Annotated in this window: 14 protein-coding genes and 1 pseudogene; 12 read left to right on the forward strand and 3 right to left on the reverse strand. The window is 69.1% G+C overall.

The annotated features are described in order from the left end of the window. The first annotated feature begins 7 nt into the window (after positions 1-7). The 4 genes and pseudogenes from pdhA to AC1DB8_RS09775 all read left to right on the forward strand — a co-directional run bounded on the left by pdhA (position 8) and on the right by AC1DB8_RS09775 (position 3,642). Complete coding sequence (gene pdhA, locus AC1DB8_RS09760; RefSeq protein ID WP_476893034.1) at positions 8-1,015, forward strand: pyruvate dehydrogenase (acetyl-transferring) E1 component subunit alpha; 1,008 nt, start codon at positions 8-10, stop codon at positions 1,013-1,015. Further along, positions 1,012-1,993: pseudogene (locus AC1DB8_RS09765) on the forward strand (alpha-ketoacid dehydrogenase subunit beta). The gene pdhA and the pseudogene AC1DB8_RS09765 overlap by 4 nt, the downstream one beginning before the upstream one ends. After that, positions 1,986-3,386, forward strand: a complete 1,401-nt coding sequence (locus tag AC1DB8_RS09770) for a dihydrolipoamide acetyltransferase family protein (protein ID WP_476892894.1) — start codon at positions 1,986-1,988, stop codon at positions 3,384-3,386. Before AC1DB8_RS09765 ends, AC1DB8_RS09770 begins: the two are co-directional and overlap by 8 nt. A 13-nt stretch (positions 3,387-3,399) precedes the next feature. Next, a complete protein-coding gene (locus tag AC1DB8_RS09775; RefSeq protein WP_441417933.1) occupies positions 3,400-3,642 on the forward strand; it encodes an acyl carrier protein in 243 nt (80 codons plus the stop codon). A 77-nt stretch (positions 3,643-3,719) separates the two neighbouring features. On the opposite strand, the gene AC1DB8_RS09780 is transcribed toward AC1DB8_RS09775, so the two are convergent. Continuing rightward, positions 3,720-4,973, reverse strand: coding sequence for an FAD-dependent oxidoreductase (locus AC1DB8_RS09780; protein ID WP_441417934.1), 1,254 nt, complete (start codon positions 4,971-4,973; stop codon positions 3,720-3,722). A gap of 208 nt (positions 4,974-5,181) precedes the next feature. Between AC1DB8_RS09780 and nadE the strand changes: the two genes are divergently transcribed. Beyond that, positions 5,182-6,006 carry an ammonia-dependent NAD(+) synthetase gene (nadE, locus tag AC1DB8_RS09785; protein WP_441417935.1) on the forward strand — a complete coding sequence of 275 codons (825 nt, stop codon included), beginning with the start codon at positions 5,182-5,184 and terminating at the stop codon, positions 6,004-6,006. A 39-nt stretch (positions 6,007-6,045) separates the two neighbouring features. Here nadE and AC1DB8_RS09790 read toward each other — a convergent pair whose 3' ends face one another. Both AC1DB8_RS09790 and AC1DB8_RS09795 read right to left on the reverse strand, forming a co-directional pair. After that, on the reverse strand, positions 6,046-7,026 hold the full coding sequence (locus AC1DB8_RS09790; protein WP_476892895.1) for a plastocyanin/azurin family copper-binding protein: 981 nt from the start codon (positions 7,024-7,026) through the stop codon (positions 6,046-6,048). Between the two features lie 282 nt (positions 7,027-7,308). Then, positions 7,309-8,082 carry an IclR family transcriptional regulator gene (locus AC1DB8_RS09795; protein WP_476892896.1) on the reverse strand — a complete coding sequence of 258 codons (774 nt, stop codon included), beginning with the start codon at positions 8,080-8,082 and terminating at the stop codon, positions 7,309-7,311. A gap of 230 nt (positions 8,083-8,312) precedes the next feature. Here AC1DB8_RS09795 and AC1DB8_RS09800 point away from each other — a divergent pair, with 230 nt between their 5' ends. The 7 genes from AC1DB8_RS09800 (at position 8,313) to AC1DB8_RS09830 (ending at position 15,430) form a co-directional block, all read left to right on the forward strand. After that, positions 8,313-9,059, forward strand: coding sequence for a CoA transferase subunit A (locus tag AC1DB8_RS09800; RefSeq protein ID WP_441417938.1), 747 nt, complete (start codon positions 8,313-8,315; stop codon positions 9,057-9,059). A 43-nt stretch (positions 9,060-9,102) separates the two neighbouring features. After that, entirely contained in the window at positions 9,103-9,804 is a 702-nt protein-coding gene (locus AC1DB8_RS09805) for a CoA transferase subunit B (RefSeq protein WP_441417939.1), read from the forward strand. Further along, positions 9,801-10,997, forward strand: coding sequence for an acetyl-CoA acetyltransferase (locus tag AC1DB8_RS09810; RefSeq protein WP_441417940.1), 1,197 nt, complete (start codon positions 9,801-9,803; stop codon positions 10,995-10,997). Before AC1DB8_RS09805 ends, AC1DB8_RS09810 begins: the two co-directional genes overlap by 4 nt. After that, on the forward strand, positions 10,984-11,220 hold the full coding sequence (locus AC1DB8_RS09815; protein WP_441417941.1) for a hypothetical protein: 237 nt from the start codon (positions 10,984-10,986) through the stop codon (positions 11,218-11,220). Before AC1DB8_RS09810 ends, AC1DB8_RS09815 begins: the two co-directional genes overlap by 14 nt. Continuing rightward, a complete protein-coding gene (locus AC1DB8_RS09820) occupies positions 11,213-12,370 on the forward strand; it encodes a PucR family transcriptional regulator (protein WP_441417942.1) in 1,158 nt (385 codons plus the stop codon). Before AC1DB8_RS09815 ends, AC1DB8_RS09820 begins: the two co-directional genes overlap by 8 nt. Before the next feature lie 169 nt (positions 12,371-12,539). Then, positions 12,540-13,841, forward strand: a complete 1,302-nt coding sequence (locus tag AC1DB8_RS09825; RefSeq protein ID WP_476892897.1) for an MFS transporter — start codon at positions 12,540-12,542, stop codon at positions 13,839-13,841. Continuing rightward, on the forward strand, positions 13,838-15,430 hold the full coding sequence (locus AC1DB8_RS09830) for a class I adenylate-forming enzyme family protein (protein WP_476892898.1): 1,593 nt from the start codon (positions 13,838-13,840) through the stop codon (positions 15,428-15,430). The genes AC1DB8_RS09825 and AC1DB8_RS09830 overlap by 4 nt, the downstream gene beginning before the upstream one ends. The last annotated feature ends 9 nt before the right edge of the window (positions 15,431-15,439 follow it).

Raw genomic sequence — 15,439 nt, forward strand, 5'->3', positions numbered from 1 at the left:
CGGGCCAATGGCGGCGTCCGCCGGGCCGCTGGATCCCGCGCACGGCCGGCACCTGCTGCTGCAGATGCTGCGTGTGCGCCAGCTCGAGGAGAAGTGCGTCGAGCTGTACAGCGCCGCCAAGATCCGCGGCTTCCTGCACGTCTACATCGGCGAGGAGGCGGTGGCGGCCGGGGTGCTGGAAACCCTCGCGCCGGAGGACGCCGTCGTCGCCACCTACCGGGAGCACGGCCACGCCCTGCTGCGCGGCGTGTCCGCCGGCTCGATCCTGGCCGAGATGTACGGCTTCGTGGAGGGCTGCTGCCGAGGCCGCGGCGGCTCCATGCACCTGTTCGACGCCGCCACGCGCTTCTACGGCGGGAACGCGATCGTCGCCGGCGGACTGCCGCTCGCCGTCGGGCTGGCGCTCGCGGACAAGATGGCCGGCCGGTCCCGCGTCACCGTGTGCTTTTTCGGTGAGGGCGCCGTCGCGGAGGGCGAGTTCCATGAAAGCCTCAACCTCGCCGCTCTCTGGCAGCTGCCGGTGCTGTTCTGCTGTGAAAACAACCTTTACGCGATGGGCACGGCGCTGGGCCGTTCCGAGTCGCAGACCGACATCGCGCTGAAGGCGGCCGGCTACGAGATTGCCGCCTGGGCCGTGGACGGGATGGACGTGCTGGCCGTCGAGGAGACCGCCCGTCGCGCCGTCGACGCGGTCCGGGCCGGCGGCGGGCCGCACTTCCTGGAACTGCGCACCTACCGTTTCCGGGCGCATTCGATGTTCGACCCGGAACGGTACCGGGACAAGGCCGAGGTGGCGCGGTGGCTGGAGCGGGATCCGATCACGCTGCTGCGCTCGGCGATGGAGGCCGCCGGCCAGCTGACCGAAGCGGACTGGCAGCAACTGCAGGCCGACGCCGAAGCGGAAGTCGCGGCCGGCGTCGAGGTTGCGGAGGCCGGCACGCCGGAGCCGTTCGAGGACCTCACTCGTTTTGTGTACAGCGACCCCGGCGCCTGGCAGGAAGGGGACGGGTCATGAAATCCAGCTACCGGGAGGCGCTCCGGGCCGGGATCCGCGACGCCCTACAGCGTGACGAGCGGGTTTTCCTGATGGGCGAGGATGTGGGCGCTTACGGCGGCTCCTTCGCCGTAAGCCTGGGCCTGCTGGAGGAGTTCGGGCCGGAACGGATCCGCGACACCCCGCTGTCCGAGTCCGGGTTCGTCGGCGCCGGGATCGGCGCCGCGCTCGGCGGGATGCGACCCATCGTGGAGATCATGACCGTCAACTTCAGCCTCCTGGCCCTCGACCAGATCGTGAACAACGCCGCATCCCTGCTGCACATGTCCGGCGGCCAGTTCCACGTGCCGCTGGTGATCCGGATGACTACCGGGGCCGGACGCCAGCTTGGTGCCCAGCATTCGCACAGCCTGGAGGGGTGGTACGCGCACATCCCCGGGCTGCGGATCCTCACCCCCGCCACCCTCGAAGACGCCCGCGGGATGCTGTGGACCGCGCTCCAGGACCCGGACCCGGTGCTGATCTTTCGAACACGGCTCGCTCTACAACGTCCCCGGCGAACTCGCCGAGGACGCCGGGGCGGTGGACATCAGCAGCGCCGCCATCCGGCGGCCCGGCGCCGACGTCTCACTCATCACCTACGGCGGGACGCTCCCCCTCACCCTCGAGGCCGCCGGGCAGCTCGCCGCCGAAGGCATCGACGCCGAAGTGCTGGACCTGCGCACGCTGCGGCCGCTCGACGACGCCGCCATCCTCGACTCGGTGGCCAGGACACACCGTGCCGTGGTGGTGGACGAGGGCTGGCGCAGCGGCAGCATCTCCGCCGAAATCAGCGCCCGGATCAGCGAACACGCGTTTTTCGAGCTGGACGCGCCCGTAGGCCGGGTCTGCAGCGCCGAGGTGCCGATCCCCTACTCCAAGCACCTTGAACTCGCCGCCCTGCCCTCTGCGGAACGGGTCGTCGCGGCAGCGCGGGAGGCGGTCGGGACACGTGGGTGACTTCCTGATGCCCTCGCTCGGGGCCGATATGGAGCACGGCAAGATCGTCGAATGGCTGGTCAAGCCCGGCGACTACGTCCGCCGCGGCGACCTCGTGGCCGTGGTGGACACGGACAAGACCGTGATGGACGTCGAATCCTTCCAGGAGGGGGTGGTCGCGGACCTCCTCGTGGACATCGGCGAGACCGTGCCGGTGGGCACGCCGCTGGCCCGGATCACGCAGACCCCGGCCGAGGTCGGGGCTCCCAGCCGCGAGGCGCCGCCGCCCCGGCCCGCGGCCGCGAAGCCGGCCCCTCCCCCGGAAGCCCCTCCGATCGCGCCGCCGGTCCGGCACCTCGCGCACCGGCTCGGCGTCGACACCGGACGGATCCACGGCACCGGCAAGGATGGCGCGATCACCCGCGCCGACGTGGAGCACGCCGTGGCAGCCCGTCCGGCGGCCGCAGGGCGGGTGCGGTCCTCGCCGCGGGCCAGACGGCTCGCCGCCGAACTCGGCGTCGAGCTTTCGTCCGTCGCCGGCACCGGACCGGAGGGCGCCGTGACCGTCGAAGACGTGCAGGGCGCCGCAGCCCGCCAGCCGGAGGCCGGTCTCCGGGAGGCGGGACCGCGAGGGGCGGCTGCGGAAGCGCCGGCGGCATCGGCGCAGGCTGCGGAAGCGGCTGAGGCCGAAGCGGCCCCGCCGGAAGCGCCGGCGCAGGCTGCGGAGAAGCCCGCGGAGGCCCGCGAACGGGTGGCCACCCTGCGCCGGGCCATCGGGGCGCTGATGTCGCGCTCCAAGCAGACCATCCCGCACTACTACCTGAGCACAACCCTGGACCTGCGCGCCGCCGTCGGCTGGATGCAGACCGTCAATGCGCAGCGGCCGGTGGCGTCCCGGTTAGTGCCCTCCGCCCTCCTGCTCAAGGCGGCGGCGCTCGCGGCCAAGGAAGTCCCGGAGGTCAACGGCTTCTATCTGGACGGGGAGTACCGGCCCAGCGCCGCGGTGCATCTGGGCGTCGCGGTGGCCCTGCGCCAGGGTGGCCTGGTGGCCCCCGCGCTCCACGACGCCGACACCCTGGCCCTCGACGAGCTGATGGAACAGCTGCGGGACCTGGTCAGCCGCGCGCGGGCCGGACGGCTGCAGCGCGCCGAGATGGCGGACCCCACCATCACCGTGACGAATCTCGGGGACCTCGGCGTGGACAGCGTCTACGGGGTGATCTATCCGCCGCAGGTGGCGATGGTGGGCTTTGGCCGCGTGCTGGAGCAACCCTGGGCGGAGAACGGGATGCTGGGCGTCCGGGCCGCCGCGATCGCCACCCTCTCGGCCGACCACCGGGTCAGCGACGGGTTGCGCGGCGGCCGCTTCCTTGCCCGGATCCAAGAGCTGCTGCAGAAGCCGGACGAACTGTGAAGACGGAGACACCATGAATGAACAGGATGCCCGGGCCGCGGTGCGTGCCGCGCTGGGGAAAGTCGCACCGGATGTTGAGCTGGACGACGTCGGCGGCGAGGCCCGGCTCCGGCAGGACCTCGAGCTGGACTCGCTGGATTTCCTGCGGCTCGTTGAAACCATCGACACGGCGACCGGCGTGGACATCCCGGAGCGCGACTATCCGGCAGTCGCCACGGTCGACGGCCTGATCAGTTACCTCGTCGCGCACGGCTGAGGCGCATCCGCTGCTCCGTAACCGCCGTTTTGGTGACGCCAATGGGCACCTGCGCAGCCATCGACGTCAGTGAGGGGCTAGGCGTGCGGCTGGGGCCGGGCCTCGGCGCGGCGCGCGAAGGCGGGGGCGTGTTCCGGGCGGGGTCCGAAGCCGATGAGCCGGGGAATGATGCGGCGGACCGCTGGAATCCGCCGGGCCAGGAAGAGCGCGACGGCCGGAAACTTGGTGCGTTGTCCGGCCATGATCGGGCCAAAGACCGCGCGGTGCATGAGCCGCTGTCCCGTCTGCACGACGACGGTCGGGAGCCGCCGTCGTCGTTCGACGCGTCGGAGGTCCGCCGCCGTGACCCGGCCGCGGAGCAGCGCGGGGGCGAGGATTTCCGCCGCCGCCACGGCGTCCTGGATGGCGAGGTTGATGCCGACACCGCCGGCCGGGGACATCGCATGCGCGGCGTCGCCGATGCAGAGCAGACCGTTGACGTGCCACGACTGCAGCCGGTCCAGGCGGACGTCGAGCCAGTGCAGGTCATCGAGGGAACGGATGGCGTCCACCCGGTCCGCGAGGTCCGGCCGAAGCCCGGCGATCCGGCGCCGGAAGCCCTCGACGCCCTCCGCACGGATCCTGGCGTCGGTGCCTTTCGGGGCGAGGTAGCCCATTTGGTAGTAATCGTTGCGGGACAAGGCCACCAGCGCCTCCCCGGGGCCGAACGCCGGCACCAGCCCGGCCACTTCGCCAAGTTCGGCGGGATACCGGGGCAGCCGGAACCACCAGGTGTCGAAAGGAACCGGAAACTCTTTCGGCGCCAGCCCGACGGCGGCACGCAACGCGGAGTGGCGGCCGTCCGTCGCGACCACCAGGTCCGCCCGGAGCTCGTCCTGCGCGCCGTCCGGGTCGCGGAACCGGATCCCGCGGACACGGCCCCCGTCGCGAACCAGCCCGGTGGCCGTGTGGCTCATCAGCAGGGTGAAGCCGGGCTCCTCGGCAGCAGCTGCGGCCAGGAAGTTGAGGAAATCCCACTGCGGCATCATGGCGATGTAGTTGTACGGCGGCCGCAGCGAATCAAAGTCGCCCATGGTCACCGGCGGCCCGCCCGGGACCGGGAACACGACGCTCTTCAGGCGGCTTTGCGGCAGGCGGCGGAACTCCTGGCCGAGGCCGAGTTCGTCAATCAGCCGGATGGTGGACGGGTGCACCGTGTCGCCGCGGAAGTCGCGCAGGAAATCCGCGTGCTTTTCCAGGACCGTCACCTGCACCCCGGCCCGGGCCAGCAGCAAGCCGAGCATCATCCCGGCCGGACCGCCGCCGGCCACCACGCATCCCGTCGTCTCCATGGCCATACGCTACGCCTGCGAGGGGTGCCGGGGGGAGGGGTCTTGGCGGCGCTTCCGGATTCGGGCGGCGGTTCCGGACAGACGCAGCGCGGACCCGCCTAGCGGCCGTCCGGAAGCTCAGCGGCGGTCCGGAAGCATAGCGAAACCGGGCACCCGGCCGGTCGGCAACAGTTGAGCACGATTGACTCGGCTGGCTAGGCTGTGAGGCATGCGTGAACTCCAGGCGAAGATCATTGAAGAAATGGGCGTGCAGCCCCGGATCGACCCCGCCGGGGAGGTGCGCAAACGCGTCATGTTCCTCAAGGACTACCTCAAGGCGAGCCACACCAAGGGCTTCGTCCTAGGCATCTCCGGCGGCCTCGACTCTTCGCTGGCAGGACGGCTGGCACAGCTCGCGGTCGAGGAGCTCGACGCCGAGGGCGTGGAGGCGAACTTCGTCGCGGTGCGGCTTCCCTACGGCGTGCAGCACGATGAGGACGACGCCCAGGCGGCCCTGGACTTTGTGCGGGCCAAAACGGAGTGGACCTTCAACATCTCGGCCGCGGTGGACGGCTTCGAGGATGAATTCGAAAAGACCGTGGGCAACGGCATTTCCGACTTCCACAAGGGCAACACCAAGGCCCGCACACGCATGATCGCCCAGTACGCCCTGGCCGGGGAGCACAACTACCTGGTGATCGGCACCGACCACGGCGCCGAATCCGTGACCGGATTCTTCACCAAATACGGCGACGGCGGCGCGGACATCCTGCCGCTGTTCGGCCTGAACAAGCGCCAGAACCGCGCCCTGCTGGCCGAACTCGGCGCCCCGGCCCGCATCTGGGAGAAGGTCCCGACGGCGGACCTCCTGGACCACAAGCCCGGACGCACCGATGAGGAAGAACTCGGCCTGAGCTACGACACCATCGATGACTACCTCGAAGGCCGCGACATCCCCGACGCCGCGGCCGAGCTGATCGAGCAGAAATACCTGCGGACGCGGCACAAGCGCACCGTCCCGGTCACCATCTTCGACACCTGGTGGAAGCAGTGACGCTCCGCTAAGGGTTCCTGGCCGGATCGTTCCGCCCGGTCACCTCCGGACTTCCACGGTGCCCACCATGCCCATGAAGTCATGTAGGCCGCAGATGTAGTCGAACTCGCCGGCCTTGGTGAAGGTCACGGTGAACTTGCTGTGCGGGGGCATGATTCCTGAGTTGAGGTCTCCACCGGCAAACTTCGCCGGGTTGCCCCGGGGGACGAAGACATTGGCGGGTTCCTTGCCGAAAGTGACGGTGTGCGGGGCGCCCATGCCGCTGTTGACGAAGGTCACTTTCTCGCCCACCCGGATTTCGACCTTCTGCTGGACGAAGCGCATCACCATGGACGTTCCGTTATCCGTTCCCGCGATCACGGTGTGTTCGTCCGCCTGGTCCCGGGCGTCCTCCCATGCCTGGCGTCCGTCCCGCAGGATGGCCCGTTCCTGCCTCCCCGCCTGGCGGTCGTACTGCGCCTGGCTGTACGGGTAGTCGGTTCCGGCCGCCCGGACGTGGACAACTCCTTTCATGGCCATGCCGTGGACCAGGCAGTAATAGGTGAAGTTGCCCTTGCGCGGGAATGCCAGGGTGTATTTCGTGACTTGCTTAAAGCCACTGTCGGACACGTTCGTCATGACCCCGGAGTTGTAATACGAATGCCCGTCATAGGCCTTGCCGCCGCGCTGGTAGATGTTCTGCGGCAGCGATGGGTTGAAGGGCTGGGTGGACCTCAGGGACTGGCCTTTGGCCAGGAACGTCACGGTGTGGATCTCGGCGGAGTTGGCCTCCCAGGTGACCTGGTCGCCCGCGTTGATGTAGATGTTTCCGGGCAGGAAGGCCATGCCCTGGATGGCCTGGCTCGAGGATTCGGACCCGACCTGGACCGTCCACGTCCTGGCGGATTCTTCGCCACCCGCGACGGCGGCAGCGCTGACGGCTGGAGCACTGACGGTAACTGGCAACACGAGCGCGGCGATGAAAGCGATGAGAACGCGCAGCAAGCGCGGCGCGTGAGGGGATTCTGCTCGGCGAGTCATGGGACTCATTCCTTTTGGGGCTGGAGGATTGCGGCCGGGAAACCGGCTCATCTGGTGCGCCGACGCCGCTTCCCGCGACGCCGTTTCGCTCCGGCCTGGACCGCGTCCGCCGCTCTCTTCTCCTGCTCCCAGTCCCCCAGCATTAAGGCGGGGAAGTAGTTTTTGGGCCAGACGCGCCACCCGGACTGGGGAATGGGCGCTGTCTAAAGCGCATGCAGCCACGGCTGCAATTCCAATCGTGCTCCGCGCCAGCCGGTTTGTCGAGACGGCGCCGGCGGCGGCTCAACTGCCCTGCAGCTGCAGGGATATCCGGTGCGCTTCGTCCATCAGCAGGCGCCCGAGGTATTCGCGGCGGTCCGCCCGGAAGCGCGGTTCAATCCCGGTCAGGGACAGCGCCCACGCCGGCCGGCCGCGCTGGTCGAATACGGCGGCGCCCATTCCCCAGCTGCCTTCCAGCACCAGGCCCGGGTTGACCGAATAGCCTGCCTGCCGCGTCGCTTCCAGGTTCGCGCGGACCACTTCCTCGCTGTGGGCGGCGGCAAAGCTCCCGGCGTGGGTGGCCCAGCCGGCCAGCAGTTCTTCCTGCTCCGCCGCGGGCAGGAACGCCATGATGGCGGTGCCGGCGGAGGCAACGCCCAGCGGAAAACGGACACCCTCATGCAGCACGAAGGAGCGGACCGGGAAACTGCCCTCCTCCCGGAGGAGGCACACCGTCTCGGCGCCGCGGCGGATCGAGAAGAAGGCGCTCTCCCCGGTTTCCTCTGCCAGCCGGCGCAGGCTGGGCCGGGCAATGTCCTCCAGCGGGAAACGCGCCGAAGCCACCGATCCCATCAGCAGGATCTCCGGGCCCAGCACCCAGTTGCCGCTGTGCGGATCCTGGTCCAGCAGTCCCTCGGCGGCCAGGGAAGTGAGCAGCCGGTGGGCGGTGGGACGCGTCAGACCGGATTCGCGGACCAGTTCCACGAGCGGGGAGCCTTCCGGCTTCCGTCCCACGATCCTCAGCAGGGCCGCGACGCGGCTTACCACCTGGGCTCCCTGTACGGGGACGGAGTTCATCTTTTCCTCGCATTTCGCAAAACAATCATCAAACCATCCACATTGTGGACAGTGCCTAGCCTAGCGTCCACACTGTAAAAAAGCACGGAAAGTTGCGGATTTGCGGCGTTGACAGTGCTCTACGCCACACCATAGGCTCCTTCCTCAGGCGAACAGTCCACAACGTGGATCACGGCGGCGGTCCCGTGGCCAGGCCGCCGGTTACTCAGAAGCTCAATGAGGAGATGCAAATGTCAAAGGTGAAATCCGGCGCGGCAGCGGCGCTGCAGGACGTGCTGCGGGACGGCATGACGCTGGCGGTCGGCGGCTTCGGCCTCAGCGGCATTCCGGCAGACCTGATCGAGGCGGTCCGGGACTCCGGCGTCAAGGACCTCACCGTGGTCTCCAACAACATGGGCGTGGACGGCAAGGGCCTCGGCGTGCTCATCGAGGCGGGCCAGGTCCGCAAGGTCATTGCCTCCTACGTGGGCGAAAACAAGCTCTTCGCGGAGCAGTACCTCGCCGGCCAGCTGGAGGTCGAGTTCACCCCGCAGGGCACCCTCGCCGAGCGCCTCCGCGCCGGCGGCGCCGGCATCCCGGCCTTCTACACCAAGACCGGCGTCGGCACCCTCGTCGCCGAAGGCAAGCCGCTGGCGGAGTTCGACGGCGAAACGTATGTCCAGGAGCGTGCCATCAAGGCCGACGTCTCCCTGGTCCACGCGCACACCGCGGACACGGACGGCAACCTGATCTACCGCTACACCGCGCAGAACTTCAATCCCGTGGTCGCCACGGCCGGCATCGTCACCGTTGCGGAGGCCGAGGTGATCGTCGAACCCGGCGCACTCGATCCCAACCACATCGTCACCCCCGGCGTCTTCGTGCAGCGCCTGGTGCAGGCCAGCTACCGGGCCAAGGACATCGAGCAGCGCACCGTCCGGCCCCGCGCCGAAGCGGCCGAGACGGACAACGCTGCCGCCTCCGCCGTCACCGTCTAATCCGGCCTGAGCGCCGCCACCCACACTTTTCAGGAGAAACACCATGGCTTGGACCCGGAACGAAATGGCCGCCATCGCGGCCGAAGAACTCAATGACGGCGATTACGTCAACCTCGGCATCGGCATCCCCACGCTCGTCGCCAACAACCTGCGCGAGGGCGTCCGCGTGGTGCTGCAGAGCGAGAACGGCCTGCTCGGCATGGGTCCGTTCCCCTACGAGGGCGAGGAGGACGCGGACCTGATCAATGCCGGCAAGCAGACGGTCACCGTCCTGCCCGGCGGCAGCATCTTCGACTCGGCCACCTCCTTCGGCATGATCCGCGGCGGCCACGTCAAGGTCGCCATCCTCGGCGCCATGCAGGTCTCCGGCGCCGGCGACCTGGCCAACTGGACCATCCCCGGCAAGATGGTCAAGGGCATGGGCGGCGCCATGGACCTCGTGGCCGGCACCCCGCGCGTCGTGGTCCTCACCGAACACAACGCCAAGGACGGCACCGCCAAGATCGTGAAGGAATGCACCCTGCCGCTCACCGGGCTGAGCTGCGTGGACCGCATCATCAGCGACCTCGCAGTGTTTGACCTGGTGAAAAATGCAGAAACGGGCGTTCGCCAGCTCACGCTCACCCGCCTCGCCCCCGGCGCCACCGTGCCGGAGATCCGCGAAAAGACCGAAGCCGAGTTCGACGTCGATCCCTCCCTCGACGTCACCCGTGAAGCCGGCAGCCTGGAAGGAGCCACGGCATGAGCCTCAAGGACCAGTTCGGCAAGGATGTCCTGCTCACCGGCTGGGGCCACAGCCGCTTCGGCAAGCTCACGGAGGAGACCCTCGAGTCCCTGATCGTCCAGGTTGCCACCGAGGCGATCGGCAACGCGGGCATCGAGCCCGGCCAGATCGACGAGATCTACCTGGGCCAGTTCAACTCCGGGATGATGCCGCTGGCGTTCCCGTCCTCGCTCGCACTGCAGGTCTCGGAGCAGCTCGCCAACGTGCCGTCGACGCGGGTGGAGAACGCGTGCGCCTCGGGCTCGGCCGCGTTCCAGCAGGGCACCAAGTCGCTGCTGGCGGGTACCGCCAAGACGGTCCTGGTGATCGGGGCCGAAAAGATGACCCAGGCCGGCGCCGACGTCGTGGGCGCCGCCCTGCTCGGTGCGGACTACGACATGGCCGGCAAGCCCTCCAGCACCGGCTTCACGGGGCTCTTCGCCGAAGTGGCCAAGCACTACGAGAAGCGCTACGGCGCCAGCGCAGGGAACCTCTCCGACGTGCTCGGCACGATCGCCGCGAAGAACCACCGCAACGGCGTGGACAACCCCTACGCCCAGCTCCGCAAGGACCTCGGCGAGGAGTTCTGCCAGACCGTCTCGGACAAGAACCCGATGGTCGCCGACCCGCTGCGCCGCACCGACTGCTCCCCCGTCTCCGACGGCGCCGCCGCCGTCGTGCTCAGCGTTGCACCCACCGGCGGCGCCACCGCGCCGGTCCGGCTGGCCGGCTTCGGCCAGGCGAACGATTTCTTCCCGACCGACCGCCGCGACCCCACCGCCTTTGCCGCGACCCGCGCCTCCTGGCAGCGGGCCCTGGGCATGGCCGGCGTCGGGCTGGAGGACCTGGACTTCGCGGAGGTGCACGACTGCTTCACCATCGCCGAGCTGCTGATGTACGAGGCCATGGGCCTGACCGAGCCGGGCCAGGGCGCCCGCGCGGTCAAGGAAGGCTGGGTCTTCAAGGACGGCAAGCTGCCGGTCAACGTCTCGGGCGGACTCAAGGCCAAGGGCCACCCGGTCGGGGCCACCGGCGTCTCGCAGCATGTCATCGCGGCGATGCAGCTCACCGGCACCGCCGGGGACATGCAGCTGGCCGCCCCGCGACGTGCCGCGGTTCAGAATATGGGGGGCGTGGGCATTGCGAACTACGTCAGCGTGCTTGAAGCCGTCTGAGGCGCCGCCCGCGGACCTGGTACGGGTCACCAACTGGCTTGGCCTGGCGGCCGGCGCACCCGTGATGGTGCGCCGGCCCGGCCGTGTCCCGGCCGCCGCAACGGTGGAGCTCGCGACCCCGGACGGAAAGATCCTCTGGGTCAGGTACTGGACCTCGGCCGAGCGCGCCATGCTCCATAAGGCCGACGGGACCCAAGTGTGGTGTGAGGCGAACCTTGGCTGAGTCCAGCATTGAAAACGTGGCCGACCTGCTCTTCCGGGACCTGCAGTACCTGAAGGCCAGCAGCGTGGAGCGCTGCGTCACCGACGTGGCCGGGTACCGGGGCGTGGCCGAGACGGACATCAGCTCCTCGGTGGAACAAAACCTTCGGATGGCCATCCAGGCGGTGAAATCCGGGACCGTGCCGGAGTCATCGCAGCTCAGCCTCGAAGCCAGGGTGGCGCAGGTCCGGTTTCATCAGGGCCTGCGGATCGAGGACGTGCTGCGCGGTTACCGCCTCTCCATGGCCGTGATCCAGGACCGCTTCCTCGACATCGCCCAGGAGCTACGGCTCGGCGACCGGGAAGTCCTCGCCGCGCACCGGGTGCTCTGGGGCGTCAGCGATTCCTACACGGCGGCCCTGGTGCATTCCTACCGCGAAAGCAGCGTCCGGCAGGCCGTGCGCGACCACGAACTCCGGCAGGGCTACCTGCGCGCCGTGCTGGCCGGCACCCTCGCCGGCGCCGAACTGGTGTCCCGTTCCGCCGACTTCGGGATCGATCCGCGGCGCGAATTCCGCGCCCTGCGCGCACGTGCCAGGCCGGGGACGTCCCCGGACGAGCTTCTCGGCGAGCTGGTGGCGCCGCTGCGCAGCGGCGACGGGGTGTTGACCGTCCTGGCCGGCGACGTCGTCGGTTTCCTCGCCGCCAAACCCGCTGCCGGCAGCGCGGCAGCGACCGTCGCCGTCGGACCCCCGCGGCCCCTCACCGCCCTGGCTCAGTCCGACGCCGTCGCCGACCGCGTTTTTGCTGCCGCGTGGCGGCGGGCGGACCGGGGCTCCTATTGCCTGGAGGACCTGACCTGGCGCACCGCGGCCGGCGATCCGGACGTCACCGAGGTACTGCGCCGGCGTTACCTGGCGCCTTTCGCCGACGACGCCGAATTCGGCCGGATCGTGCTGGACTCGGTGCGGTCCTACCTGGCCAGCGACCGCCGGATATCCGCAGCCGCGCGGGCACTGTCCGTGCATGAGAACACGCTGCGTTACCGGCTGCAGAAGTTCGAGCAGCTCACCGGCACCCGGCTCGACGCGACCGGGACCCTCGTGGAGCTCTGCTGGGCATTCGAGGCCTGCCAGGACGGCCCAGACAGGCCCGTCGACGGCCCGTTGTAGGAATCCACAACCCCCGGTCCGTTCCCTTTGAGCTGGCTCCATGTTCGGGGCCGCGGCGCATCCGTAGCGTGGTCTGCATCACAGCCGGACGAACTGCTGACCCCTGTGCCCGACGGGCCGGACGATGCGGCACCCTTCGTCCGGGCCCATCGGATCTGGGAGTCACCGGATGAGCGTCATCACCGCAGCACCACCCGTCAGCAGGACCCGTCAACTCGCGGCCGCAACGGTCGGCAACATCGTCGAATGGTTCGACTGGTACGTCTATTCCATGCTGGCGCTGTACTTTTCCAGCCAGTTCTTTCCCAAGACCGGCGACCCCGTGGTCCCGCTGCTCAGCGCCATGGCGATCTTCGCCGTCGGCTTCTTCATGCGGCCGCTCGGCGGCCTGCTGGGCGGCATGGTGGCGGACCGCCTGGGACGGAAGAAGGCGCTAACGGCGACCGTCATGTTGATGGGCGTCGGCAGCCTGCTGGTGGCCGTGGCACCCACCTACGACCAGGTCGGCGTGCTCTCGCCGATCCTGCTGGTGGTGGCCAGGCTCCTGCAGGGCCTCTCCACCGGCGGCGAATTTGCTGCCTCCTCGACGTTCCTGGTCGAGTCGGCTCCGGAGGGCCGCCGCGGCTTCTTCTCCAGCTTCCTCTACATCGGCGCGACGCTCGGCAACGTGGTGGCGATCGGCTCCGTGGCGCTCCTCGTGGCCGGGCTCCCGGACGACGCCATGCACGAATGGGGCTGGCGCGTGCCGTTCGCCATCGGAACCCTCGGCGCGGTGGCCGGCCTGTTCATCCGCCGCTTCGCCGAAGAAACGCTGGCGCTCGACGACGCCGCCGATTCGTCCGTCCCGCCCGGTGCCAAGCCCGCCCGGCCCTCGGCCTTCGAGTTCATGCGCACCCACCCCAAGGAATGCCTGCTGGTGTTTGGCATCAACGCCGCGCCGACCCTGTTCTTCTACGTCTTCTCCTCCTACCTGCCTACTTACGCGCACATCACGGTGGGCTTCGACATGAAGAACGCACTTTTCGTTGGCCTGATCTCGCTGAGCTACTTCGCGGTCCTGCAGCCGCTGATGGGCATCCTCTCGGACCGGATCGGACGCAAGCCGCTGCTGCTGGCGTTCGGCGTCGGCTTCACCGTGCTGACCATCCCCCTGCTCCACATGCTGCAGAACAGCTTCCTGTCCCTGCTGCTGGTTCAGATGGCCGCCCTGACGCTGCTCGCCTGCTACACCTCCATCACCTCCGCCGTGATGTGCGAGCTCTTCCCGGCCCGGATCAGGGCCGCCGGCATCGGCCTCCCCTACGCCCTGGGCGTGGCGCTGGTCGGCGGCACGGGACCGTACGTGGCCACCTGGCTGGCCGATGCCAAGATGATCGACGCCTTCGGCTGGTACCTGACCATCCTCGCTGCGATCACGACGGCGGTCTTCCTGCGCCTCAAGGAGAGCTACCGGACGGGGCTGCCGCAGTGAGCGTGATCGGATTCTTTGACCGCGGCTGGAGCTGCAACCCGAATGGCGTCGCCTACGTGCAGGAAGAAACCGCCTTCACCTTCACCGAGGCCGGCGAACTGTCCTGCCGGATCGCCAACGCACTGCTGGACTCGGGCCTCTCCCCCGATGCCAAGATCGCGGTGCTCTCCCCGAACGATCCCCTCGCGTGGATCTGTGTGCTCGGCGTCTGGCGGGCGGGACTGACCTGGATCCCGGCCAACCCGGCGAGCCCGACCGGTGAAACGGCGCAGCTGCTGGCCGGATTCGACGCGGAACTGGTGATCTTCCATGCCGGCCTGGACGAGCCGGTCCGGCAGCTCCAGGACGGGCTGCCCGGGGTCCGTCACTGGATCCGGTTCGGGCCGGACGCCGCCGCCGAGGCCGCGGGTTCCGCCGCACCCGGGACGCCCGGGACAACCCCCTTCAGCCAGTGGATCGCGGCCCAGCCGGCGACCAAGCCGGCCGTCGACGCGGCCCCGGAGGACGTGGTCTCACTGGCCCCCACCGGCGGCACCACGGGTTTGCCGAAGGGCGTCATGAACACCAACCGGAGCCTGTCCGCGTTTGTGGCGCACCTGATGATGGCGGCCCACTACGGCTCGGAGGATGCCGTGGTGAACCTCGCCGCCGCGCCGATGACGCACACCGCGGGCCTGCTGAGCCTGGCCGCCACGGCCCGCGGCGGGACCGTGGTGGTCCTGCCCAAGGCGAACCCCCGCGCAGTCCTCGACGCGATCGAGGGGTACGCGGTGACGGACCTGTTCCTGCCTCCCACCGTGATCTACCGGCTCCTGGAGGTCCTCAAGGAACAACCACGGGACCTCTCCTCGCTGCACTACCTGATCTACGGCGCGGCCCCGATGTCGGTCGAGAAGCTGCGCCAGGCACTGACGGCGATCGGTCCGGTGATGATGGAACTCTACGGACAGATGGAGGCGCCGGCGTCGGTGACCTTCCTGCGCCCGGATGAGCACTTCGTGGCCGGCGCGATCGCCCCGGACTCCCGGCTCTCCTCCTGCGGCCGGCCGTATCCGCTGGTCGAGGTCGAGATCCGCGACGACGACGGCCAGGCGCTTCCGGCCGGGACCCCCGGCGAGATCTGCGTCCGCGGCGACCTGGTCATGAAGGGCTACTACAAGAACCCGGATCAAACGGCGCAGGCGCTGCGCGACGGCTGGCTGCACACCGGCGACATCGGCGTCTTCGACGAGGAGGGCTACCTGCACCTGACCGACCGGCGGCGGGACCTGATCATCTCCGGCGGCTTCAACGTCTACCCGAGCGAAGTCGAGCAGGTGATCTGGAGCCACCCGGCCGTGCGCGACTGCGCGGTCGTCGGTTCCCCGCACCCTGATTGGGGCGAGGCGGTGACCGCCGTCGTCGAACTGAACGAGGGCTGCACCGTCACAGAGGCGGAAGTCATCGCCCTGTGCAAGCAGGAACTGGGCAGCATCCGGGCACCGAAAGCCGTACACCTGGTCCCCGCGCTGCCGCGCAGTGTCAACGGCAAAGTCCTGAAGAAGAACATCCGCGAAACTTTTTGGCGCAACGAGAAATCCAAGATCTAGGAGAACACT

It is taken from the genome of Arthrobacter sp. 10N410 (assembly GCF_056394945.1).

Coding starts and splice junctions, on each gene's coding strand:
- AC1DB8_RS09790 (WP_476892895.1), bottom strand. CDS start 7,026: ATGACTCGCCGAGCAGAATCCCCTCACGCGCCGCGCTTGCTGCGCGTT.
- AC1DB8_RS09795 (WP_476892896.1), bottom strand. CDS start 8,082: ATGAACTCCGTCCCCGTACAGGGAGCCCAGGTGGTAAGCCGCGTCGCG.
- AC1DB8_RS09780 (WP_441417934.1), bottom strand. CDS start 4,973: ATGGAGACGACGGGATGCGTGGTGGCCGGCGGCGGTCCGGCCGGGATG.
- AC1DB8_RS09775 (WP_441417933.1), top strand. CDS start 3,400: ATGAATGAACAGGATGCCCGGGCCGCGGTGCGTGCCGCGCTGGGGAAA.
- pdhA (WP_476893034.1), top strand. CDS start 8: ATGGCGGCGTCCGCCGGGCCGCTGGATCCCGCGCACGGCCGGCACCTG.
- nadE (WP_441417935.1), top strand. CDS start 5,182: ATGCGTGAACTCCAGGCGAAGATCATTGAAGAAATGGGCGTGCAGCCC.
- AC1DB8_RS09805 (WP_441417939.1), top strand. CDS start 9,103: ATGGCTTGGACCCGGAACGAAATGGCCGCCATCGCGGCCGAAGAACTC.
- AC1DB8_RS09810 (WP_441417940.1), top strand. CDS start 9,801: ATGAGCCTCAAGGACCAGTTCGGCAAGGATGTCCTGCTCACCGGCTGG.
- AC1DB8_RS09800 (WP_441417938.1), top strand. CDS start 8,313: ATGTCAAAGGTGAAATCCGGCGCGGCAGCGGCGCTGCAGGACGTGCTG.
- AC1DB8_RS09825 (WP_476892897.1), top strand. CDS start 12,540: ATGAGCGTCATCACCGCAGCACCACCCGTCAGCAGGACCCGTCAACTC.